Below are 20,360 nucleotides of genomic sequence, written 5' to 3'. Positions count from 1 at the left end.
AGTTGCATTGCATGCGCATCATCACGTGTCAAACGTCAGACATGTCTTAGCAGGCCGTTGACGCAAACCGTAAAAATATTTAGAGTGCCCGCATGAGCGACGAAGAACAGAATCAGAACGCGGATGCCGGGGAAAAGGAAATCCTGGAACAGGCGGAAGGAGCGGCCGCAGAGGAACAGGAAGCTGTGTCTTCACTGGAAGAGGAACTGTTGAAATGGCGGGATTCCGCCATGCGCACCGCAGCGGAATACGACAACTACCGCAAGCGCATGGTGAAGGAAAAAGAAGAGTGCGCCAAGTTTGCCAACCAGCGCCTGCTGGAGGAACTCCTGCCCGTCATCGACAATTTTGAAATGGGCATGGCCGCCGCCAGCGCGGATGCCTCCTCCATGATCTACGTGGGCATGAGCATGGTGAAGAAGCAGTTGGACGAATTCCTCGCCTCCAACGGTGTGCAGGCTTTGGACCCGGTTGTGGGCAGCATGTTTGACCACGCCACGGAAGAAGCCATCCAGCGCGAGCCTTCCGACCAGCCGGAGGGAACCGTCCTGCGCGTTATCCGCAAAGGTTACACGTTGAAAGACAGACTTCTGCGCCCGGCAAACGTCGTGGTGGCCCATGCGCCGGAACCCGAGCCCGAAGTTTGACCGTTTTCCAACATTCACGCCACATGGCTAAAAAAGATTATTACGAAATCCTGGGCGTTTCCAAAAGCGCCACAGATGACGAGATTAAAAAGGCCTACCGCAAGCTGGCCCTGAAATACCACCCCGACCGCAACCCGGACGACCCCTCCGCGGAGGAAAAGTTCAAGGAGCTGGGGGAGGCTTATGAAGTGCTTTCCGATGCGGACAAGAGAGCTGCCTACGACCGCTTCGGCCACGCCGCCTTTGAACAGGGCGGAACCGGGGGCGGCGGCTATGCCGGAGGCGGCGGGTTCCAGGACCCGATGGATATCTTCGCCCAGATGTTCTCCGGAATGGGAGGCTTTGCGGACATGTTCGGGGGCGGCGCCCGCGGCGGCCAGAAGCGTTCCAGCAAAAGGCCCGGCTCCGACCTGCGTTATGACCTGGATATCACGCTGGAGGAAGCGGCCCGCGGCTGCACCAAGCAGCTGGAAATCGAACGCTTGGTAACCTGCAAAACCTGCCATGGCTCCGGAGCCAGGGAAGGAAAGGAAGCGTTCAAAACCTGCCCGACCTGCCAGGGGCGCGGCATCATCACCCAGCAGAGTGGATTTTTTGTTCAGCAGTCTACCTGCCCGACGTGCCACGGCACCGGGGAAATCATTTCCGACCCGTGTCCCGTCTGCCACGGAGAAGGCCGCGTGAGGGAGGACTCCCATATCACCATCCGCATTCCAGCGGGCGTCACTACGGGCAGCCAGCTCCGCATTGCCGGGGAAGGGGACGCCGGTGTCCACGGAGGCCCCACGGGGGACCTGCACGTGTTCATCGACGTGAAGCCGCACGACATTTTCCAGCGTGAAGGCAACGACCTGAGTTGCACCGTTCCGGTGCCTCTGGCTCTTGCCGTCACCGGCGGCAAGCTGAAAGTCCCCACTCTGGACGGAGCCGCTACCATCAAGCTGCCGGAAGGCACGCAAAACGGCATGATCTTCCGCCTGCGCGGCAAGGGCGTCAAGGCCCTGCGCAGTTCTGAAGTCGGGGACATGCTGGTGGAGGTGGAAGTGGAAATCCCCACCCAGCTCAGCAAGGACCAGACGGACAAGCTGAACGCTTTTGCGTCCACTCTGGATGAAAAGCGCAACCAGCCCGCCTGCGTGGCGTTTGCCGACAAGGCCGCCCGTTACCTCAAGAACAAATAAAGGCCGGAACAACTTTCCTCGCACATGGCGCGCTTCTTTCTCCCCCCATCGGAATGGTCCGCTCCTGTCTGGGAGCTCCGCGGGGATGAAGCGCACCATGCCGCCAAGGTGCTCCGCCTGAGACAGGGAGACGCCTGTGTGGTCTTTGACGGCCGGGGGCGCGCCGCCCATGCCGTGGTGGCGGAAACCCCGCGCAGTTCCGGCGTACTTCTGACGCCTGGAGCGGAGTGTCCCCCCGCTCCGGCCCTGGCTTCCGTGACGCTTTGCCAGGCAATCCCCAAGGGCGCCAACATGGACCTCATCATCCAGAAGGCGGTGGAACTTGGCGTTTCCGCCATCGTCCCCCTCATCACGGACCGGACCATCGTACGCCTGAACGCCCGCGAGGCGGAGGCCAAAAGGCAGAAATGGCAGCGCATCGCCTTGGAGGCCTGCAAGCAGTGCGGGCAGAACACGCTCCCAGCCGTGGAGCTTCCCGTGCCATTTGCGGAATGGCTTGGCCGCGGTGCGCCGGACGGTCTGAATGTGATTGCCTCCCTGGTACCCGGCGTGCGTCCCGTGCGGGACGTTTTGGAAGAAGCGCGCGGCCGTTCCGTAAAAAAAGTCTCCCTGCTGGTAGGGCCGGAAGGGGATTTCACGGAGCAGGAAACCGCGGCGGCCCTGGAGGCGGGATTCGTTCCCGTGACGCTCGGCCCCATCGTCCTGCGGGTGGAAACGGCCGCCTTTTTCGGTGTGGCCGCCATGCGGTACGCGCTGGATTGAGTCTTCCCCTACACATACTCCCATGTTCAAGAATCTGATTTTCGATTGGTCCGGTACGCTGGTGGACGATCTGGCGCTGACGCTGGACGCCTCCAACTACGTCTTTTCCCAGTACGGCAAGCCCTGCATGAACAGGGACGAATTCCGGGCGGAATTCCAGCTCCCCTATCCGGACTATTACGCGCGTGTCCTGCCCCAGGCGGACCTGAACGAACTGGAAGACCATTTCCGTTACGCCTTCCGCGTTTCCACCGCCACGGTGGAGGTACTCCCCCACGCGCGGGAATTCCTGGAATTCTGCCGCGCGCGTGGCGTGCGCTGCTTCATCCTGACGAGTGTGGACGCCAAGGAATTTGACATCCAGTGCCGGGAACTGGGAATGATGGAATACTTTGAGGCCATTCATGCGGGCATTCGCCACAAGGACACCCACATCCATACCCTTCTGGGCCAGCATGGCCTCCATGCTCATGAAACCGCCTTCATCGGGGATATGCAGCACGACGTGGAGACTGCCCACCATGCCGGAATCACGTCCATTGCCGTTCTGACCGGCTACAATGACGCCGCCCAGCTTTCCCGCGTAAAGCCGGACATCATCGTTCCGGATCTGCTCGTCCTGCGCACCCTGATGCGCCGCTACGCCCTGCCGTCGGACACGCAGGACTCCATCAACATCCACGGCCTGGAACTGGACTCCTTCATCGGCGTGCCGGATGAGGAACGCGCCTCCATGCAGACGCTGAAGGCGGACATTACCTTTTATCCGGATGAAGCCCTGTCCGGATTGAACGATGATTTTTCAAAGACCGTCTGCTACGATTCCATCGCCCAGGCCCTGAGGACGGAAGCTTTGGCGCATCCCCGCAAGCTGGTGGAGACGCTGGCAGAGGATCTCGGCAACGTCTGCCTGGAACAATTCGGCGCGCGTCATGTGGTTGTCACACTGCACAAATTCATCCTGCCGCGCACGGACAGCGTTTCCGTGACGGTGCATGCTTCCCGGCACCGTTAACGGAGTGTTCCCCTCTTTGGGGCATAAAAAACGTGCAAAATTGTTGAGCCTGACCTGCATCATGGCTGGATAAAACGGCATCCTTTTCCGCGTCGCGTACAGAGACTCCCCTCTTCTTCCGGCTGCGGCTTGCCGTCTTGCACAGCCCCGTACAGGCATTTCCCAGCGGCGGATGCCGGACGCAAGCGCTGGAAAATGCGGTCTCTTTTCTGAACAGGAATATGTCCGGAAAAAAGTCCGTGAAAAACGGGTGCGAGCGACAGGGCGCGCTTACTTTTCATCCTTTTTCATCGGCCGGGACAGAAAGCCCACCAGCTTGTCGTAATAAGCCTTGGACTTGTCGTAGTATGACTGCGGGTCGATGTCCAGCTTGGTGCGGAACAGGAGCCAGAGCTTGTGGAAGGTGTTGACGCGGTAGCGGATGTCGAAGATACGGAAGCCGCCCGCCTTCATCTTGTCCAGAATGGTGTGGTAGATGAGCGACATGGCCTGAGCGGGGACGAGGGCCGCCTTGTCCTCCGGGCTGAGCCGGCTGTATTCCTCTTCCGCATCCCGGAAGAACTGTTCCGCCAGGTCCGCCTCATATTGCAGCAAATCCTTTAATTGAGAAGAATATACGCCGTTGCGCAAATTCTCCAGAGTATAACCGAAGCGGTCCATGTCCTCCCTGGGAAGGTAAATGCGGTTGGATTTGTTGCAGTCTTCCGCCACGTCCCGGATGATATTCACCATCTGGAGGGCGTGCCCCAAGGCGATGGCATACGGGTAGGATTCCTCGCTCGCGCCCATGATGCGGGCGGACGTCATTCCTACGCAGCACGCTACGCAGTAGGTATAGTCCAGAAGTTCGTCACGGGTGAGGGGCTGCTGCTGGTGAATATCGGAACGGCAGCCTTCAATCAGGTGGAGCATGGGGGTGGTGTCCAAGTCCAGGTCCTGGATCAGGGCTACGATGTCTTCTTCAAGTTCCGACAGTTCCAGCCCCTGTTCACCGTTGATGACTTTGATCCAGCGGTTGAGGGCATTGTGGCGTTCCTGGGGCGTCATTCCGGGCTCGTCCACAATGTCGTCCACGGTGCGGCAGAAGGCGTAGAATTCCGCCATGTGGCGGCGTTCCTCTTCCGGAAGGTCAATGAGAGCGAAGGCCAGGTTGGATTTGGCCTTGCTGGTAATGGTCTGGGCTTGGGTCATGTCTTGACGGAAAAAACTGCCTGGCGGCGCATGGCGGGGATCAGGGAATGAGTCCCCAGTGGGAAGTAAAGGGCCACAGGCAGAAACTGGCGGGGCCTACGATGTTGTATTGGTGCACGGGGCCCCAGTAGCGGGAGTCGAAGGAATTTTCACGGGTGGAATTGTCCCCCAGCGCCACGTATTCCCGCAGGTAGGGGCGCTTTTTGTCCTTGGACAGGTGCACGGTGGTCCCTTCCGTAATATAAGCCCTGCCGTCCAGCAGGCTCAGCGGGGCGGGAAGCGCCACGTAGCCGCAGGGCTGGTAGGGGGGCTTGCCGGAGGCCACCCGCTGAATGGTCCATTCCGTGGCGGGTTCTCCGTTTACGATTAATTGGGAGTCCTTGATGCTCAGGGAATCCCCCGGTACGCCGCAGAGGCGCTTCACGTAGTGGGTGCCTCCTTCCTGTCCGGTGCTGCTGCCCTTGTTGGCGATGCCTTCAATGCCGCGCGTGTCGAACACGAAGACTTCTCCGCGCTCCGGCTTGCGGAAGTGGTAGGCCATCTTGTTCACCAGAATCAGGTCTCCGGCGTCAAAACGGGCGTTGACGATGGTATCTCCGGGCAGGTAGGTTCTGAAAGGCGTGTTGCGCTCAGCCTCGAACCGGGGCTCCTGATTGAGGAAGTAACGGCGCGTTTCCGCCTCCGCCGCCGGGATTTCAAGCGTGGAGCCGTCGTCGAACTGCACGTTGGTAACGGTCAGCAGAAGATATTTGGTGCCGGGCACGAAGCGGACGATCTTCTTCTCCTTCTGGGCCGTTTCATGGACATAGGAGCCGCCGTAAAGGACCATGTCCCCTATTTTCTTCATCATGGAGGGGGCTCCCTCCTGAGGAATGGCGCGGATGCCGTTCAGAGAAGGCTGCATGGAGCCGGTCGGGATGCGGAAGGGCTGGACCACATAGCAGCGCAGTCCCAGGAAAATGGCCAGAATCACGAACAGGACCTCCACATTCTCCGCCAGGCCGGAGGGCAGCGCGCCGGGAATGGCTTCCAGCGTGGATTCCAGTTTGGCGGTGACGGACTCCGTCTGCTGCCTGTCACCGCGCAACAGGGCGGTTTTCAGCAAATCCCGGTTTTCCTGGAATTCCACCAGCCGTTCGGGCGGCAGGATGTCGCGGTTGTAATTGATGTAGCGGCGCACCGCTTTCAGGGCCATGCAGCCCTTCCTGCGCCATTTGGGCGTGAACCAGGCCAGGGGATGGTCCAGTATAAACACCAGGATGGCATCCGCTACCGGAAAGTGATCGAAAAGGTAGGCTAGTATGGACTTGTGCGGACTGTTCATGAAGTGCTGGTGCCATGATGCCCCGTCCGGGGCCGTCATGGAAGAATAATTTACGCTACGGAAGTCCCATTTTTCCCGGATTGAGCAAATTTCCCGGGTCCAGGGCGGATTTTACGAGCTCGTGCAGGTGGAAGGCGCCTTCCCCCACGGCTTCCCGGAACCATTTGGCTTTCGCCAGGCCGATGCCGTGTTCTCCGGTGATGGAACCTCCGCAGGCCAGAACCCAGTGGAACAGCCTGTCCACGCAGGCGTCCGCCAGGGCCTTTTTTTCCGGGTCCGCGTAATCGTCCACCATGATATTGGTATGGATGTTGCCGTCCCCGGAATGGCCGAAACAGGCGATGTCCAGCCCCGTTTCCCGGTGCATGGACTCGCAGAACTCCACCAGCTCCACCAGGCGGGACCTGGGGATGACGATATCCTCGTTGAGCTTGGTCATGCCGGTGGCTTTCAGGCTGTAGGAAAACTCCCTGCGGAGCTGCCAGACGGCTTCCGCCTCCTCTTCCGTATCGGCTCTCAGAATATCCGTGGCGTTGCATTTTTCCAGCAGGGCGCACAGGGAATCCAGTTCTTCCTTCACGGCGGCCCGCCTGCCGTCCACTTCCACGATCAGGTGCCCGCGGCTGCCGGAAGGGAGGGAACTCTCCCCCAGATAGGCCCGGGCGGCCTGGAGAGTGAAGCTGTCCGTGATCTCCAGCGCGGAGGGAAGATGTCCGCCGGCCAGTATCCGCTGTACAGCGGCGGCGGCCAGCGGAAATTGGGGAAAGCTGACGCTCAGTGCGCCGAAGGTTTCCGGATGGGGAATGATTCTCAGGACGGCACGCGTGATGATGCCCAGCATCCCTTCCGAGCCGATGAAAAGGTCGCCGAGGTCGAAGCCCGTCTTGTTCTTATGGGTGCGTCCCCCGCATTCCACCACTTCCCCGCTGGCAAGCACCACGGTGAGCCCCAGCACGTAGGCTTTGGTGACTCCATATTTCAGGCACCGGGGGCCTCCCGCATTGGTGGCTATGTTGCCGCCTATGCTGCATTCCTTCCTGGAAGCCGGGTCCGGTGGGTAAAACCAGCCCAGGGCGCGGACTTTGCGCTGGAGGTCCGCCGTGATCACGCCGGGCTCCACCACGGCCACGCCGTCTTCCGGAGCTATTTCCAGAATGCGGTTCATCCGTTCCAGCGACAGGCTGATGCCGCCGCGCACGGGCACGCACCCGCCCACGTAGCCCACGCCCCCGCCGCGCGCCGTGACCGGAATGTTCATGGAGGAGGCATAGCGCATCAGCAGGGAGACGTCTTCCGTGCTTTCCGGGAAAACGACCAGTTCCGGCAGCACGAACGCGTACCATTTATCCCCGGCGTGAAGAGCCAGGACTTCCGGGTCCGCGGAGGTTTTTCCGCGGCCCAGAATGCGGGAAATGTCCTCTTCCAAAGACATGAACTATTTCAGAATGGGCGTGGAGAAGCAGTCCGGGCGGTGGAAATCAGGTTCTCCGGAAAGATCGTCCGCGGTGGTCAGGAAAATCTGGTCCGGGGTCTCCAGAATGAACGTAGCCGCCAGCTTGCAGTCGCGGATGTCCACGCCCCGCAATTCATTCAGCGGAATTCTCGCCATGGCACACCAGCCTTCGTCCGTCAGGATGCATTCGGTATCCACGGCCAGTGGAGCGGGAATGTCTTCATTCGCGCGGCGCACATCCGTAAAGGCGCAGGCCCACCAGGCTCCGTTGGGGGCGAGGTTGAATTCCCAGTAATTGGTCCCCTCACCGGAGGCAAGGAACCATTCGGCCAGGTCATACCGCCACAATTCCGGCTGAAACTGGCCGGGCCGGGCGTCCGGATGCACGGTGGCTTCCCTGTTGCGGGCGGCCAGGAACCAGAGGTACTGGCCGTCCGTGGCAAAGGTGAATTCCGCGCTTGGCTCCACATCGTAGCCGAACCAGTCATTGACGAGTTCCTGCCGGGGCAGGGAGACGAGCTGGTCAAAGCTCCCGTTGAAAGCCCATTGATGAATGATTGCTTGCATATCATCACCTTTGGACAGTTTGGCGATTTTATCAAGCCAGATCGTCTTATGGGCTTGGATATTGACGCGAATTCTTCATGATGGGGGCTGTCATGCATTTCCAAAGGACCTTGAACTTGGGTTCCGGCGGCCGGACGCCGGATTACCTGGCCGTATTCATCGGAGGATTTGGGGACGTGATGCTGGGCTGTCTGAGCCGGCTGGAGGCGGCCTTCCCCGGTTTTCTGCCTGCTACGGCGCATGCCACCGCCTATTACCACTGGGACGGCGGCGGATGGGGTGTATTCAGGGACAGGTGCGGACGGATTGCGAAAGACCTGGAACGGATGCGCCGGGAACTGCCGGACGTGCCCATGGTGCTGATAGGCCACAGTTACGGCGGCTCCTGCGCCGTGGAAGTCGCAAGGCGGCAGGCGCCGTGTCCCGCCCCTCTCTGCCTGCTGACCATTGACGCTGTAGCGCGGCGGCAGAAAAACAGCCGTCCGGAATCCGTGGACTGGTGGGGCAACTCCTATCTGGGTGAAGGCGGAGGCTTCATGGATGCCGTTCCCAGGATGGGAGGACGTTGGGGCCATTGCAGCGGGGCGGACGTGAACCTTTCCTTTTCAGGCTTCCGCGCGGATCGTGCAGGCCATCCCTACTGCCACCGCAGGCCGGGTCCCATGCTGTACGAATCCCCGTCCGAAGAGGAGCGCAGCCTGTATGAAGAAGCCGCCTTCTGGCTGAGGGGCGCGCTGGGGCGCTGACCTTCCGGAACTCGGGTTCCTACCGGTCCAGTTCGTCCCACTGCACCAGTTTGGAAAGAAGCTGGCTGATCAGGCGTTCCGTCTGCTTCCGGGCATCCTCTTCCGGCAGGTTGACCAGGTCGCCGTAGGCGGTGGACACCTGGAAATAGGACCAGCGCTGGTCCATGCCATAAAGCACCCTGTCTTTCATGTCCGTCATGGTGCGTTTCAGGTGGTCTTCCGTCATGTGCCCGTGGCCGATGAAAACGTAGTAATGCATGCTGTCCAGGATGGTGGGCTTCGCCTGGCCCGGAGTCACGTTCTGCTGGGACTTGAGCTTGGTCATGGCGATCATGCCGCGGCCTTCCACGGGAACTTGCACCGTGCTTCCCGTCAGGTTGAAATGTCCCTGCGCCGGAAGGCAGCGTTCCGGGCGGTGGATGGAATTGTTCAGGTCATGTCCGGACTTGACGATGGAAACCCGGCACAGGGCCGGAGCCTTTTCCGGGGCCGCGACGCTGATGGGCAACTGCTGGAGGTAGTCCGCTTTGGAAAACTCCGTATCCGCGGCAAGAATGCTGCGCTCGTCTTCCGACTCCTGGCGGCGCGTGCCGTGCCAGCCGTCCGGATTCAGTCCCGTGGGCAGTTCCATGCTGATGGAGGAGTCGAAAACCTCCCCCTTGCGGGGCATCAGGTAAATGCCGGCGAGCATGGCGGCCAGCAGAAAGGGAAGAAGCAGGATGTTGAGCGTTTGGTATTTCATGGCGCGGGGAAAACGCTTATTGGGCCTTGTTCATTTTGACGACTACCTTTTTGCGGCGGAATGGGTTCCAGATCATTTCCCCGGCCAGCAGGGAATGGACGCAGGCCAGCCCCAGCAGGCAGATGGGGAAAAAGAAAAGCAGGCCCGACCAGTCGTGCCAGGTTTTGGCCGCAAACCGGGCGTCTCCGTATTCCGCCATCACCACGATGCTGGCGATGCGCACGCCGTTGCCGATCACCGCCAGCGGAATGGCGCTGAGAAAAAGCACGCACTTTTTCCAGAACTTCAGGTCTGAGAGATAGGCCCATGCGGCGGAAAGCATGATCAGGGCCATCAGGGAGCGCATGCCGCTGCATCCGCCGGCTATGTTGAACGCGTCCCAGTGTCCTTCCGTGGAGCGGATATTGGTGCCCTGGAGGTAGGTGTCCACCCCGAAAAGGCTGCCGCCCAGGTGGCCGAACTGCGTGGCGATGATTTGCAGCTCTACCGTGGCCTGCTGGAAGGAAGGCAGCGGAATGCACAGCCAGAAAAAGAGCAGCGGGAAGGCGCATATCCTGGCCGTCTGGGGGCCGGCTAGGTACCATGCGCCTCCCAGCAGGATCAGGGGCAGGGCGCCCATGGCCACGCGGGGCTGGCCTACGCGGAAGGAAAGCATCAGCAGGATGCAGGCCGGGACAAACAGCAGGAGCCCGCGCCAGTCGATGCGTTTGGGCGCGCGGATGATGCGGTGCCTGGCATGGTACAGCATGAAGGCGATGATGGGGATCACCAGCCAGCCGTGTTCATAATCCGTCTCCGGGTTCCATGCGGAAAAAAGCCACTGGAAGCCGTTCTGGCTGCCGCCGGGGCCGAATTCGGCAATGGCCAGGTAGGGCCACGCGAGGAGCAGGCCGCTCGAAACAAGGGCGGCGAGCATGGGGACGGTCAGAAATTTCTCATGCGCGGCGGGGTTGGAGGAATCCATCATGCAGAAAAATCAAATTGTGAGAATTAAGTATTGCGATTATCCGGTCCTGTGTTCAGAATGCGTCCGCTTTTCAGTTTCCGGTATGAAGATTATCAGCGGTACAGCACACAGAGAACTTGCGGAGCGCATTGCGCAAAGCGTAGGCATTCAGTTGACGGACGTCACGGTGAACACTTTCCCCGATGGAGAAAGTTTTGTAAAGATAAATGAAAACATCCGCGGCAGGGATGTTTTCCTCATTCAGCCCACCTGCCCGCCTACCAACCATAATATCATGGAATTGTGCGTGATGGTGGATGCCGCCCGCCGCGCCAGCGCCGGGCGCATCACGGCCGTGATCCCCTTCTTCGGGTATGCCCGCCAGGACCGCAAGGACCAGCCCCGCGTTCCCATCACCGCCAAGCTGGTGGCCAACCTGCTGACCGCCGCCGGAGTGGACCGCGTGCTGACCATGGACCTGCACGCCGCCCAGATCCAGGGCTTCTTCGACATTCCCGTGGACCATCTGTATGCCGCCCCCGTGCTGATCCGCCACTTGCGCGAACACTATGTAAAGGACCTCAACAACCTCGTCGTCGTTTCCCCGGACGTTGGCGGCGTGAAAATGGCCCGCGCGTATTCCGACGCCCTGGGCGCGGAACTGGCCATCGTCGCCAAGCACCGCTTCAACGCCACGCATGTGGAAGCCATGAACGTGATCGGCGAGGTGGAAGGGCGGGACGTCGTCCTGATTGACGACATGACGGAAACGGCCGGCACCCTGTGCGCCGCGGCCAACATCCTGAAGGAGCGCGGAGCCCAGCGCGTGTTTGCCTGCGTATCCCACGGCGTTCTGGGGGATATGGCCCGCGACCGCATTTCCGGCTCCTCCATCGAACGCGTGCTCACCTCCGACACCGTTCCCATGGCCCACGGCCCCAAGGTGGACTGCGTGAGCGTGGGCGATCTGCTGGGCCACGCCGTGCAGCGCATTCATGACGGAGAATCCGTATCATCATTGTTTGACATTTAGCAAATTTTAGTGCAGAGTCCTGCGCCCTGACCTGAGTATCGGTTTACACGGGTTCAGAAATCCCGGCGGGGCCTCTGCCTGAACCCGATTAGGAAACATTATCAATCAACACTCAATATTGCCTCTATAAGACATGGCTACATCCCATTCCCTCAAGGCCGAAGCGAGAGCCTGCGGCTCCGGTAATCTGAAGCAACTTCGCAGTCAGGGACTCGTTCCCGGCGTGGTGTACGGTCCCGGTTTTGACAATGTCAATATCCAGGTTGACGCCCGCGAATTTTCCCGCATGCTGGCTTCCGCCGTTTCCGAACATATTCTGGTCGCTCTGGACATCGACGGCAAGGTTGTGAAGGTCCTCCTCAAGGAAATCCAGCACAACCCCATCACGAATGCCTGCCTGCATGTTGACTTCCAGGCTGTGAAGGACTCCACCGTCATCCACTCCATCGTTCCCGTGATTCTGGAAGGCGACCCTGCCGGCGTAGCCCTGGGCGGCGTGCTTGACCAGACCATTCATGAACTGTCTGTCACCTGCCAGGTCAAGGATCTGCCTGAATCCATCAAGGCTGACGTTTCCGGCCTGAAAGTCGGAGAAAGCCTGAGCATCGCTGATCTCAAGCTCCCTGCCGGCGTGAACACGGAACTGGCAGGCGACGTGATCGTGGCCATCGTGGAAGCCCCGCGCATTTCTTCTGACGAAGCCGCTCCCGCCGCCGCGGAAGCTGCTGCTGAATAAACGGGCATCAATCCCACTTCCGGGCTCGGAGCCGTTTTTACGGCTCCGGGCTTTTTTTTGTCGCAAACACGGCGTCTTCTGGTAAAGTGCAGGATAAGTATCCGTTAAATCAATTTGAAAAAATCCTCAGATTTATGAACAAGTCTCTTTTACTGGCATTGTCGGCACTGGTTCCGTTCTCCATGGCGGATGAAGTAAAGCTTAAGGATGGAACCGTTTACAAGGATTGCACAGTAGAGGTGGAAACTCCGGAATCCATCAGCGTCATGGTCGTGGTATCCGGGGGAATCAAGGAATCCAAGACCATCAAGAGAGAGCTGATTGAGACCATCACGAAGGCTTCCCCGGCTGAATTGGCCGCGGCCAAGATTGACAAAAACTATGCCAAGCCGGAAATCATGAGCGCCAAGGAGCTGGAAGCAGCCCAGAAAGAGCTGGACGCCGTGATCAAGAAAAATCCCCAGGGAGAGGTCCACGATGCCGCCGTGAAGGCCCGGGCTACGATCGTGGTCCTGCTGGAAGAGAAGAAACTGGTGGAAGAAGCCAAGGCGGTGCAGGAAGCCAAGGAGGCGGCGGAAGTGACGGTCCGTACCAAATACGATCATGAGGCCGGCAAGCTCCTGAAACGGTTCAAGGCGCTGAATACTGCACGCAAGCCCTACCAGGCAATGGCCGTTTATGACCGCTTGCGGCAGAATTACCCCGGTTCCGCCGCCCTGGCGGAGGCTTATCCGGACGCTGTGAGAATTTCCGCGCAGGTCAACCGGACGCTGGATGTCATGATTGCCGCCAAGGAAAAATCCTTGGAAAAGGAACGCCAGATGCTGAGCCGGGAGGAGGAAAAGCGCCGCGCGAATGCCAAGCTCACACAGGAGCAGCGCTCCGCCTTGCTGGATGCCTTCCAGAAAAAGCAGGTTGCTCTCAGGGAACGCGAAAACCAGTTGACGGAAGTGCACCGCGCCCACCGCAAAAAGGTCAGGGAGCGCGGGGACAGATGGTTTGAACCCACCGCCGGTTCCCTGGAAGCCATGCGCGACATCAAGCTGGTGGCCTCTACGGATGCGGAACGCCTGAAGAATCAGGAAAAGGAAACCGGAGCGGGTTCTGCCGCCCTGAAAAAGGCCTGGGAGTTGTGCGACGAGAAAAAATTTGACGAGGCTGAAGAGGTTCTGGCGGACATCCGTTCCGCCCAGGTTCCCAGGGAATATTATGAGGAACTGCGGGAAACGGTGCGCGTGGGGCTCCAGGAACAGCGTGCCCGTGAGCGCGCGGAACGCGCGGAAGCCGCAAGAAAGATCCGTGAAGAACGGGACAAGAAGCGCCAGGAGGAGCGGGAAGCCGCCAAGGCTAAAAAGAAAAAATAATGCGCCGCTTGCGGAAAATGCCCGCAGTCCTGTGAATTTGACGCCGCATGGTCCCTCTGCCTGGGCCGTGCGGCTTTTTGCCGCACGGACGGAGTACAAACTTTCCGCATGCGGTATTTCCTGCTTTCTTCCGCCGCCTCTTCAGTATAGAAGAGGCACATGAGGAATGCTTCTTGCAAACGAGTCACGGGTGAAACGGACATCAGCCTGGAACTGAATCTGGATGGCACGGGATGCGCCGCCGTTGCCACGGGCCACGCGTTTTTTGACCATATGCTGGATTTGCTGGCACGTCATTCCTTGATGGACATGACCCTGCAGGCCAGGGGAGACCTGGAGGTGGACGCCCATCACACGGTGGAGGATGTAGGCATTGTGCTGGGAGAATGCATCAAGAATGCCCTGGGGGACAAGAAGGGCATCGTGCGCTATGGCTGTTCCCATCTCCCCATGGACGAGACCCTTACGCGCGTGGTCATGGACCTGAGCAACCGCCCGTACGTGGTATTCCGCCTTCCGGAAGGCGGCCTTCCGGACGCACCCAACTTCCCGCTGACCCTTTGCGAGGAATTCTGCCGCGCCCTGGCGAACAACCTGCGCTGCAATCTGCATGTGGAAGTGCTTTACGGCAGGGACGGCCACCACATTGCGGAATCTGTCTTCAAGGGAATTGCTCATGCACTGCGGCAGGCCGCCGCCATTGATCCCAGGGCTGCCGGAACCCTCCCGTCAACCAAGGGCATGCTGTAAGCCATGAAACTCGGTGTGATTGATTACGGGGCGGGCAATCTCCGCAGTGTGCTGAATACGTTTGAAGCCGCCGGAGTGCACGGCCATCTGGTCCGCACGCCGGAGGAGGCGGAGGGCATTACACATCTGGTGCTGCCGGGCGTAGGCGCGTTCGGAGACTGCGCTGAAAAGCTCCGCCGCCAGGGGCTGGCCCCCTTGATCCGGGAGTGGATTGAGGCGGACAGGCCTTTTCTGGGCATTTGCGTAGGTTATCAGGTTCTCTTTGAGAGCGGGGAGGAAAATGAAGGAGTGCCCGGACTGGCCCTCTTCAAGGGCCGTGTGGTGCGTTTCCCTGAATCTGAGCTCAAGGTGCCCCACATGGGCTGGAACCGCCTTTCCCTGTCCCATCCGTCGGATTCCGTCTGGCAGGGCATGGGGGAAGATCCCTATTTCTATTTTGTGCATTCCTACCATCCCGTTCCGGAAGACGGTTCCCTGGTTGCGGCCTCCTGTACCTACGGAGTGCGTTTTGCAGCCGCCATCAGGCGCGGAAACCTGGTAGCCACGCAATTCCACCCGGAAAAAAGCCAGAAGCTGGGAGTGCAGCTGCTGAAAAACTTTGTTTCCCTGTAGGCCGTTTTTCCTGCCTTGACGGGTGAAAATCCGTCCGCCGGGGGAGAATATTCCCGCAGGGGTGCCGTTCCCGAATGAACACAATGGAGGGAATCTGGTCTTATATGGAGGCGCCATGAATAATACTTCCTCTTTTGGATGGGGGCTCCTTGCCTGCGTGTGCATGGCAATGGGATACCCGGCCCTTGCGAATAACAATCCTGCGAATATGTCCCAAGATGATTCCATTGCCGTGCAGCTCCCCTCGCGGGGGCGCGGAAATTCCCGTGTGGCCTATCTGGATCGGTCTATTGACCAGTTGATCTACGATTTCATGGAGGAGGAGAAAATTCCCGGCATGACGCTCGCCATTGTCCAGGCTCCCTACATCCCCCGTATTGTGGGCTATGGCGTGTCCAATGCGGAAACCGGACTCCTTGCCTCCACAAATACCCTGTGGCCCGCGGCGGAAATATCCCAGGGGTATGCCGCCATCGCCGCCTTCCAGCTGGTGGAACAGGGCGGCATGGAAATCACGGACAAGGTATCCCGTTTTGTCAAGGACATGCCGGAAGCGTGGAAAAACGTTACGATTCTACAGCTTTTGCAGCATTCCTCCGGAATTCCGGATTACAGGAAGTCCTCCCAGTATGATGCGGCGCGTGATTATGACCCGGCGGAGCTTCTGTCCCTGGTCAGGCTGGCGGATCTGGAATTTCCCTCCGGAACGGACGTACGGCAGAGCGCCACCAATTTTCTTCTTCTTTCCATGGTTGTTGACGCTGTGGCCGGAATGCCCTATGAGGAATTCGTCAGGCAGCGCCAGTTCCTGCCGCTGGGATTGAACCATACCATGTTCGGCAAGGACCTGGGAGCCGTGGAGCAGGATAACGTACGCGAACACGGCAACAGGCATACTCTGTTCAAATCGCGCGAAGCTTATGTAAACCCTGCTGAAACGGCCTCCGGATATGCCGTGAAGGACGGGAAGATTATTCCGGTTCCTGCGCCCTCCCGTTCTTCCCTGCGCGGTTTTGCGGACATCTGGTCCACGCCGGAGGAAATCAGCTTCTGGGATGTCTGTCTGGCAGGCTCCATCCTGGTGAAGGATGAAAAGCACCGGGACATGATTTACAAGCCCGTCCGCCTGGACAACGGGAAAATAGTTCCGGCCATGGCCGGCTGGCAGTTCCCGCACCACAAGGGGCTGATGGACATCAAAGGCGGAATTCCGGGATTTTCCTCTTACATCTGCCGGTTCACAGACCCTGCGGAGCTGGTGTGCGTGACGCTGACCGCCAACAGGGAAGGGGTAGACCTGACCAATCTGGCTCGCCGCATTGCCGGCGCCCTGGACTCCGGGCTCGGTTCCAGCCATCTGAATGACGACTCTCTGTACCTTTACGAAAGCGTATTCGGGGTGGATGAAACGATGGACCGTATTGAAAAGATATTGTCTGCCCGCTCCATTCCCGTTTTTGCCAGGATTGACCATGGAAAAAATGCACGGGAAGCGGGGTTGGAAATGCCGCCCTCCCGGGTTGTCATCTTTGGCTCCCCCAAGGTAGGAACGAACCTGATGCTGAAAAATCCAGGCATTGCCACGGAATTGCCCCTGCACATCGCCGTGTGGGAAGACGGCAGGGGAAGCACCTGGATCAGCTTTCCCCATATGGAGAAAATCGCTAAAGCATACGGTGTGGAAGACATGCCCGCCATTGCCGCCATTCGCCAGCTGCTCCGGGACATTGCCTCCCGGGCAGCCAATGTTTATTGAGAATCCGTCTTCCCGTTGTGAATACAGTAGTTATAAGAAAGGAACCGCCTCCTTTCACGGAGGCGGTTCCTTTTGAAAAAAAGCAAGGAGCGGATGCTTCGTCCGCATGGACTGGATTTAGCCGATCAGCTTGTAGTACTGAAGGTGAATCTGGGGATTCAGGCGAAGACGTTCGCGGATGGTCTTGATGGCGGAGGGGTCCGCCGTGAAGGTGTAGGTCACGTACTGGCCGGCGGCGAGATGGTGGGATTCATAGGCGAATTCACGGCGGCCTACGTTTTCGGTGGCGGTGATGTCGGCACCTTCTTCCTTCATCGTGGCGGCTACGGAATTGATCAGTTCTTCAACTGTGGTTTCCGTACCTTTCATGTTGAATACGATAAGAGCTTCGTAATTTCTCATGGTCTTGTTATAATTAGAAATGTGTCGTGCGAACGGTACGCACCTTGCGGGCAAATAAGGTGCAATGATTGCCATCAGAAAGCAAGCCTATTTTTTACCTTGTCTTCTGAACAGGCCGTTTCCTGCATGCCGCCCCTGCGGATGAAATGCCGGGGCGGTGCGCAGAAAGAGAAAATTGACTTTTGGATATGGAAGGAAGCTGGGGCAGGAAAAAAGAATTGATGCCGCCGACGATTTTATTATTCTGGGCAGTCATGATTTTTTTACGAATTATTTTCCTATGCTGGGCAGTATGCGGAATTCATGCGGTGGCAGGTGTCCGGATAGTGGATGTGATGACCAAAAATGACGTGTTTTCCCAAGCTTTGGAGATGATTGGAACCCGAATCAAGGATTCCACGTCATGCAGGGAAGTAACGGAAGAACTGAGCAGGGAGGCTGACAAGCAGGAAAAACGGTGGAGGGAGGCATTCATGTCCGGCGCGCCGACACCGCAGGAGTGGTGCCAAATAGCTGAATTTGAAGCGGAGAATTTTAAAAAATCTTTGACGGACAAGGGGAAGAAGGACCAGGATAAGCTTGTCTCCCTGGCAAGGCTGGAAGAGGAAGGCGTTATTTCCCATCAAGAAGCGGAAAAGGCAATGGCTGCGCTGCGCAGGCTGTTGTTCGTGTCCAAAACGGCTGTGGATTCCCTGGATGACTTCATTGCCGGGGCTTCATTGCCCCTGCCGGCTTCTCCGGATGGAGATTCCTATGAAAAGCTGGTAGCCTGGAAATTGGACCCTGATAATTCCCTCTCTTATCAAATGAATCATGATCCCATCTGCGGCGGTTGCGTGGAAAAGACGCTGGAATATTGCCTGAATGACCGGGTCATGGAATTTCTGTACGGAACATTGGTCCGTGCCTGCCGGGAGAGGCGTGCTCAATTAATCCGGGAGCATGCGGACAGGAGATTGGAGGAAGCGGAACGATTCTCCAGGCTGCCTCCCCTGACGCCGGAGCAATGGTGCTGGATCGTGAAACAGGGGCACGGACAGGAGTTTCTGGAACGTTCGCTGGCGGATATGATCGTCGCAGCCATCTTCATGATGGGTGAAAGGAAGGAGGGAGAGGACGGGACTCCCGTTATTGATGAAACAAGCCGGTATTACTGGATAGAGACTCCTGAAAAAATCGTCCGGTTGTGGAAGGAAAAGGCGCTCCGGGAAAGCGGACGTTAACGCGCCGAAGCCATCCGGACAGCCAGTTGGAAGGCATGGATGGTGCTGGACGGGTTGGCTTTTCCCGTGCCCGCCAGATTGAAGGCGGTGCCGTGGTCCGGGCTCAGGCGGGGGCTAGGAAGGCCCAGCGTGACGTTGACGGCGGTGTGGAAGTCCACCAGCTTCAGGGGAATCAGACCCTGGTCGTGGTAGGGAGCCAGCACGGCGTCATAAAGTCCTTCCGCCGCCTCCCGGTACACGCAATCGGGAACGGAAGGGCCTTCAAACAGGGCTTCCGGGCATAATTCCTTCAGCCGTTCCACGGCCGGAGAAATGATGGATTCATCCTCATTGCCGAAGGCGCCGTGTTCTCCCGCGTGGGGATTCAGGGCCGCCAGGGCGATGCGCGGCCTTGAAATGCCCTTGCGGCGGCAGAAATCTTTCAGCAGCATTCCGATGCGGACCAGCTCCCCCGTATTCAGCAAGGAGGGCACGCTTTGCAGGGAGGTGTGGATGGTCGCCAGGCCTACCGTCAATTTTTTCCCGGTCAGGCACATGGCGTAATTCTCCGTTTCCAGGCGTTCTGCAAAAAATTCCGTCTGTCCCGGCCAGCGGAAGCCCGCCACGTGCAGCGTTTCCTTGCATACGGGGGCGGTCACGACGGCGTCGATTACTCCTTCCCGGAGAGCTTGGGCCGCCTGTTCCAGATGTTCAAAGGCATAATTGGCGGATTCCGGATTCGGCCTGCCCACGGGAACGTTTTCCCGGCGTCCGATGAGCCGGTATTCCGCTCCCGCCGGAAGTTCTCCGGAGGACAAGGCGGCGGCGACCACTTCCGGGCCTATGCCCGCCTGGTCGCCCAGCGTGTATCCAATGACCGGTTTCATGGGAAAATGGGACGGGATGGAGATTATTCGGGAACGGGAACAGCCTCCGGAATGGACTCTTCCTCCGCCGGGAAAGCGGACGGGGCCGGAACGGCAGCCGGCTGTGGGGGGGCGGAGCGTTTTCCCATCTTGATCACCTTGGTGGTCTTTTCCGGTTCGTCCGGATGGCGGAGTTCGAATTCCAGATGGGAGTTGGTTGACCAGTGATAGTAGATCGTGGCGCCCAGGGCGGCCAGGACCAGAATCAGAAGAATGGAACCGAAGAAGGAACGCATGGCATTACTGTGTGATGCGTGCTGTGGAAATTCAAGAAATTATCGAGACCGTGCGCGCGGGCTGGATAAAAGCCGCAGGCCGCTGCGTCCGCTTTCGCCACAAGGCGCGCATTTTCATGCAGGGGGAGGCTTGCCGTCGCAGTGTATGCAAGCTCCTGGCCCGGAGCATGGGCCGCAGGGAAGAAGTCCCGGGCGGCGTTTGTATGAGCGCGGGATCAGGAAAGGATTTTTACCGCCGTAAACAGGATGATGAGCAGAATGATGAAGCCGATGATTTTCCCGGCCAGGCTAGCGGGCGTTTTTCCATTTTCGCACCCGTGGCATCCGCCGCATTCCATGCCGCAGGGGCCGCAAGAACCGCAGGATGATTTTCCGTCTTCGTCCACATGGTCGGCAAGGAGCAGTTCCAGTTCACGGACGGTAGGTTCCACGCCGGAGACCACGATGCGGCCGTTGACGGCAAGAACGGGTAGCGGGCTGCCGTCATGTTCCGGTCCGGCCTCCACCTGTTCCACCGGAATGTCCCGGTCCAGATTCTCCAGCGCCCGGAGGGCATTGGCGTGCAGGATGTTTCCCGGACAGTCCCGGCTGTGGAATAATTGAATGCAGGCCATGGTCTCTGGGGCGGCGTGGAGGAAGCCGTTTTTAGGGAAACGGCTTCCTCCAACAAATAGGATAGCCGTTGAAAGGTCAATGCGTTTTTCCGTGTCATGACATATAAGTGATGGACGGAAAATATTTTAGACTTTTCAAACAGTGGGGGAACGGG

At 58.9% G+C, this 20,360-nt stretch carries 22 protein-coding genes; 12 read left to right on the top strand and 10 right to left on the bottom strand.

Annotated features, from left to right (window positions below; all coding sequences use genetic code 11):
* Positions 1 to 92: 92 nt before the first annotated feature.
* The 4 genes from V3C20_RS01635 to V3C20_RS01620 are packed head-to-tail and all read left to right on the top strand — an operon-like array spanning position 93 to position 3,605.
* Complete coding sequence (locus V3C20_RS01635) at positions 93 to 647, top strand: nucleotide exchange factor GrpE (RefSeq protein ID WP_067571326.1); 555 nt, start codon at positions 93 to 95, stop codon at positions 645 to 647.
* A gap of 23 nt (positions 648 to 670) precedes the next feature.
* Positions 671 to 1,828 (top strand): molecular chaperone DnaJ, encoded by a 1,158-nt coding sequence (gene dnaJ / locus V3C20_RS01630; protein WP_067571328.1) that lies wholly within the window; start codon positions 671 to 673, stop codon positions 1,826 to 1,828.
* 24 nt (positions 1,829 to 1,852) lie between these two features.
* Positions 1,853 to 2,590: a 16S rRNA (uracil(1498)-N(3))-methyltransferase gene (locus V3C20_RS01625; RefSeq protein ID WP_130083021.1), complete on the top strand. Its 738-nt coding sequence runs from the start codon at positions 1,853 to 1,855 to the stop codon at positions 2,588 to 2,590.
* 22 nt (positions 2,591 to 2,612) lie between these two features.
* Complete coding sequence (locus tag V3C20_RS01620) at positions 2,613 to 3,605, top strand: HAD hydrolase-like protein (RefSeq protein WP_130083020.1); 993 nt, start codon at positions 2,613 to 2,615, stop codon at positions 3,603 to 3,605.
* 270 nt (positions 3,606 to 3,875) lie between these two features.
* Here the strand turns inward: V3C20_RS01620 and V3C20_RS01615 are convergent, their stop codons facing one another.
* The 4 genes from V3C20_RS01615 to V3C20_RS01600 are packed head-to-tail and all read right to left on the bottom strand — an operon-like array spanning position 3,876 to position 8,140.
* On the bottom strand, positions 3,876 to 4,796 hold the full coding sequence (locus V3C20_RS01615; RefSeq protein ID WP_130083019.1) for a phytoene/squalene synthase family protein: 921 nt from the start codon (positions 4,794 to 4,796) through the stop codon (positions 3,876 to 3,878).
* A 40-nt stretch (positions 4,797 to 4,836) separates the two neighbouring features.
* Positions 4,837 to 6,159, bottom strand: a complete 1,323-nt coding sequence (gene lepB, locus V3C20_RS01610; RefSeq protein ID WP_130083018.1) for a signal peptidase I — start codon at positions 6,157 to 6,159, stop codon at positions 4,837 to 4,839.
* A 16-nt stretch (positions 6,160 to 6,175) separates the two neighbouring features.
* Positions 6,176 to 7,552 (bottom strand): FAD-linked oxidase C-terminal domain-containing protein, encoded by a 1,377-nt coding sequence (locus tag V3C20_RS01605; protein WP_130083017.1) that lies wholly within the window; start codon positions 7,550 to 7,552, stop codon positions 6,176 to 6,178.
* Between the two features lie 3 nt (positions 7,553 to 7,555).
* Positions 7,556 to 8,140, bottom strand: coding sequence for a DOMON-like domain-containing protein (locus V3C20_RS01600; RefSeq protein ID WP_130083016.1), 585 nt, complete (start codon positions 8,138 to 8,140; stop codon positions 7,556 to 7,558).
* Between the two features lie 110 nt (positions 8,141 to 8,250).
* Between V3C20_RS01600 and V3C20_RS01595 the strand changes: the two genes are divergently transcribed.
* The gene (locus V3C20_RS01595) at positions 8,251 to 8,886 is read left to right on the top strand and encodes a hypothetical protein (RefSeq protein ID WP_130083015.1); all 636 of its coding nucleotides are present in this window, start codon (positions 8,251 to 8,253) and stop codon (positions 8,884 to 8,886) included.
* Between the two features lie 19 nt (positions 8,887 to 8,905).
* On the opposite strand, the gene V3C20_RS01590 is transcribed toward V3C20_RS01595, so the two are convergent.
* Both V3C20_RS01590 and V3C20_RS01585 read right to left on the bottom strand, forming a co-directional pair.
* On the bottom strand, positions 8,906 to 9,628 hold the full coding sequence (locus V3C20_RS01590; RefSeq protein ID WP_130083014.1) for an exosortase-associated EpsI family protein: 723 nt from the start codon (positions 9,626 to 9,628) through the stop codon (positions 8,906 to 8,908).
* Positions 9,629 to 9,644: 16 nt separating this feature from the next.
* Positions 9,645 to 10,595, bottom strand: coding sequence for an exosortase/archaeosortase family protein (locus V3C20_RS01585; protein WP_130083013.1), 951 nt, complete (start codon positions 10,593 to 10,595; stop codon positions 9,645 to 9,647).
* An 82-nt stretch (positions 10,596 to 10,677) separates the two neighbouring features.
* On the opposite strand from V3C20_RS01585, the gene V3C20_RS01580 reads away from it, so the two are divergent.
* The 6 genes from V3C20_RS01580 to V3C20_RS01555 all read left to right on the top strand — a co-directional run bounded on the left by V3C20_RS01580 (position 10,678) and on the right by V3C20_RS01555 (position 16,825).
* Complete coding sequence (locus V3C20_RS01580) at positions 10,678 to 11,607, top strand: ribose-phosphate pyrophosphokinase (protein ID WP_067571348.1); 930 nt, start codon at positions 10,678 to 10,680, stop codon at positions 11,605 to 11,607.
* A 133-nt stretch (positions 11,608 to 11,740) separates the two neighbouring features.
* A complete protein-coding gene (locus V3C20_RS01575; RefSeq protein WP_130083012.1) occupies positions 11,741 to 12,343 on the top strand; it encodes a 50S ribosomal protein L25 in 603 nt (200 codons plus the stop codon).
* Between the two features lie 134 nt (positions 12,344 to 12,477).
* Positions 12,478 to 13,707: a hypothetical protein gene (locus V3C20_RS01570; RefSeq protein ID WP_130083011.1), complete on the top strand. Its 1,230-nt coding sequence runs from the start codon at positions 12,478 to 12,480 to the stop codon at positions 13,705 to 13,707.
* 159 nt (positions 13,708 to 13,866) lie between these two features.
* Positions 13,867 to 14,457 carry an imidazoleglycerol-phosphate dehydratase HisB gene (gene hisB / locus V3C20_RS01565; RefSeq protein WP_130083010.1) on the top strand — a complete coding sequence of 197 codons (591 nt, stop codon included), beginning with the start codon at positions 13,867 to 13,869 and terminating at the stop codon, positions 14,455 to 14,457.
* Between the two features lie 3 nt (positions 14,458 to 14,460).
* Complete coding sequence (hisH, locus tag V3C20_RS01560; RefSeq protein ID WP_130083009.1) at positions 14,461 to 15,069, top strand: imidazole glycerol phosphate synthase subunit HisH; 609 nt, start codon at positions 14,461 to 14,463, stop codon at positions 15,067 to 15,069.
* Between the two features lie 208 nt (positions 15,070 to 15,277).
* Positions 15,278 to 16,825, top strand: a complete 1,548-nt coding sequence (locus tag V3C20_RS01555; RefSeq protein ID WP_130083008.1) for a serine hydrolase — start codon at positions 15,278 to 15,280, stop codon at positions 16,823 to 16,825.
* A gap of 117 nt (positions 16,826 to 16,942) precedes the next feature.
* On the opposite strand, the gene rpsF is transcribed toward V3C20_RS01555, so the two are convergent.
* Positions 16,943 to 17,227 carry a 30S ribosomal protein S6 gene (gene rpsF / locus V3C20_RS01550; RefSeq protein ID WP_161981202.1) on the bottom strand — a complete coding sequence of 95 codons (285 nt, stop codon included), beginning with the start codon at positions 17,225 to 17,227 and terminating at the stop codon, positions 16,943 to 16,945.
* A gap of 371 nt (positions 17,228 to 17,598) precedes the next feature.
* On the opposite strand from rpsF, the gene V3C20_RS01545 reads away from it, so the two are divergent.
* Complete coding sequence (locus tag V3C20_RS01545) at positions 17,599 to 18,450, top strand: hypothetical protein (protein WP_149873325.1); 852 nt, start codon at positions 17,599 to 17,601, stop codon at positions 18,448 to 18,450.
* Here the strand turns inward: V3C20_RS01545 and pdxA are convergent.
* The 3 genes from pdxA to V3C20_RS01530 form a co-directional block, all read right to left on the bottom strand.
* A complete protein-coding gene (gene pdxA / locus V3C20_RS01540; RefSeq protein WP_130083005.1) occupies positions 18,447 to 19,316 on the bottom strand; it encodes a 4-hydroxythreonine-4-phosphate dehydrogenase PdxA in 870 nt (289 codons plus the stop codon). The two genes, V3C20_RS01545 and pdxA, sit on opposite strands and share 4 nt — an antisense overlap.
* A 23-nt stretch (positions 19,317 to 19,339) precedes the next feature.
* Positions 19,340 to 19,591, bottom strand: coding sequence for a hypothetical protein (locus V3C20_RS01535; protein WP_130083004.1), 252 nt, complete (start codon positions 19,589 to 19,591; stop codon positions 19,340 to 19,342).
* A 215-nt stretch (positions 19,592 to 19,806) separates the two neighbouring features.
* A complete protein-coding gene (locus tag V3C20_RS01530) occupies positions 19,807 to 20,205 on the bottom strand; it encodes a hypothetical protein (RefSeq protein ID WP_130083003.1) in 399 nt (132 codons plus the stop codon).
* Between the last annotated feature and the right edge of the window lie 155 nt (positions 20,206 to 20,360).

It is taken from the genome of Akkermansia sp. RCC_12PD, from assembly GCF_036417355.1.
GTDB lineage: Bacteria > Verrucomicrobiota > Verrucomicrobiia > Verrucomicrobiales > Akkermansiaceae > Akkermansia.
Note: the sequence above shows the minus strand (reverse complement) of the source record. Positions and strands in the feature narration are given on the sequence as shown.

Excerpts from the sequence above, each read along its gene's own strand:
- V3C20_RS01635 (WP_067571326.1), top strand. The coding sequence starts at position 93 with ATGAGCGACGAAGAACAGAATCAGAACGCGGATGCCGGGGAAAAGGAA.
- dnaJ (WP_067571328.1), top strand. The coding sequence starts at position 671 with ATGGCTAAAAAAGATTATTACGAAATCCTGGGCGTTTCCAAAAGCGCC.
- V3C20_RS01625 (WP_130083021.1), top strand. The coding sequence starts at position 1,853 with ATGGCGCGCTTCTTTCTCCCCCCATCGGAATGGTCCGCTCCTGTCTGG.
- V3C20_RS01620 (WP_130083020.1), top strand. The coding sequence starts at position 2,613 with ATGTTCAAGAATCTGATTTTCGATTGGTCCGGTACGCTGGTGGACGAT.
- V3C20_RS01615 (WP_130083019.1), bottom strand. The coding sequence starts at position 4,796 with ATGACCCAAGCCCAGACCATTACCAGCAAGGCCAAATCCAACCTGGCC.
- lepB (WP_130083018.1), bottom strand. The coding sequence starts at position 6,159 with ATGACGGCCCCGGACGGGGCATCATGGCACCAGCACTTCATGAACAGT.
- V3C20_RS01605 (WP_130083017.1), bottom strand. The coding sequence starts at position 7,552 with ATGTCTTTGGAAGAGGACATTTCCCGCATTCTGGGCCGCGGAAAAACC.
- V3C20_RS01600 (WP_130083016.1), bottom strand. The coding sequence starts at position 8,140 with ATGCAAGCAATCATTCATCAATGGGCTTTCAACGGGAGCTTTGACCAG.
- V3C20_RS01590 (WP_130083014.1), bottom strand. The coding sequence starts at position 9,628 with ATGAAATACCAAACGCTCAACATCCTGCTTCTTCCCTTTCTGCTGGCC.
- V3C20_RS01585 (WP_130083013.1), bottom strand. The coding sequence starts at position 10,595 with ATGATGGATTCCTCCAACCCCGCCGCGCATGAGAAATTTCTGACCGTC.
- V3C20_RS01580 (WP_067571348.1), top strand. The coding sequence starts at position 10,678 with ATGAAGATTATCAGCGGTACAGCACACAGAGAACTTGCGGAGCGCATT.
- V3C20_RS01575 (WP_130083012.1), top strand. The coding sequence starts at position 11,741 with ATGGCTACATCCCATTCCCTCAAGGCCGAAGCGAGAGCCTGCGGCTCC.
- V3C20_RS01570 (WP_130083011.1), top strand. The coding sequence starts at position 12,478 with ATGAACAAGTCTCTTTTACTGGCATTGTCGGCACTGGTTCCGTTCTCC.
- hisB (WP_130083010.1), top strand. The coding sequence starts at position 13,867 with ATGAGGAATGCTTCTTGCAAACGAGTCACGGGTGAAACGGACATCAGC.
- hisH (WP_130083009.1), top strand. The coding sequence starts at position 14,461 with ATGAAACTCGGTGTGATTGATTACGGGGCGGGCAATCTCCGCAGTGTG.
- V3C20_RS01555 (WP_130083008.1), top strand. The coding sequence starts at position 15,278 with ATGTCCCAAGATGATTCCATTGCCGTGCAGCTCCCCTCGCGGGGGCGC.
- rpsF (WP_161981202.1), bottom strand. The coding sequence starts at position 17,227 with ATGAGAAATTACGAAGCTCTTATCGTATTCAACATGAAAGGTACGGAA.
- V3C20_RS01545 (WP_149873325.1), top strand. The coding sequence starts at position 17,599 with ATGATTGGAACCCGAATCAAGGATTCCACGTCATGCAGGGAAGTAACG.
- pdxA (WP_130083005.1), bottom strand. The coding sequence starts at position 19,316 with ATGAAACCGGTCATTGGATACACGCTGGGCGACCAGGCGGGCATAGGC.
- V3C20_RS01535 (WP_130083004.1), bottom strand. The coding sequence starts at position 19,591 with ATGCGTTCCTTCTTCGGTTCCATTCTTCTGATTCTGGTCCTGGCCGCC.
- V3C20_RS01530 (WP_130083003.1), bottom strand. The coding sequence starts at position 20,205 with ATGGCCTGCATTCAATTATTCCACAGCCGGGACTGTCCGGGAAACATC.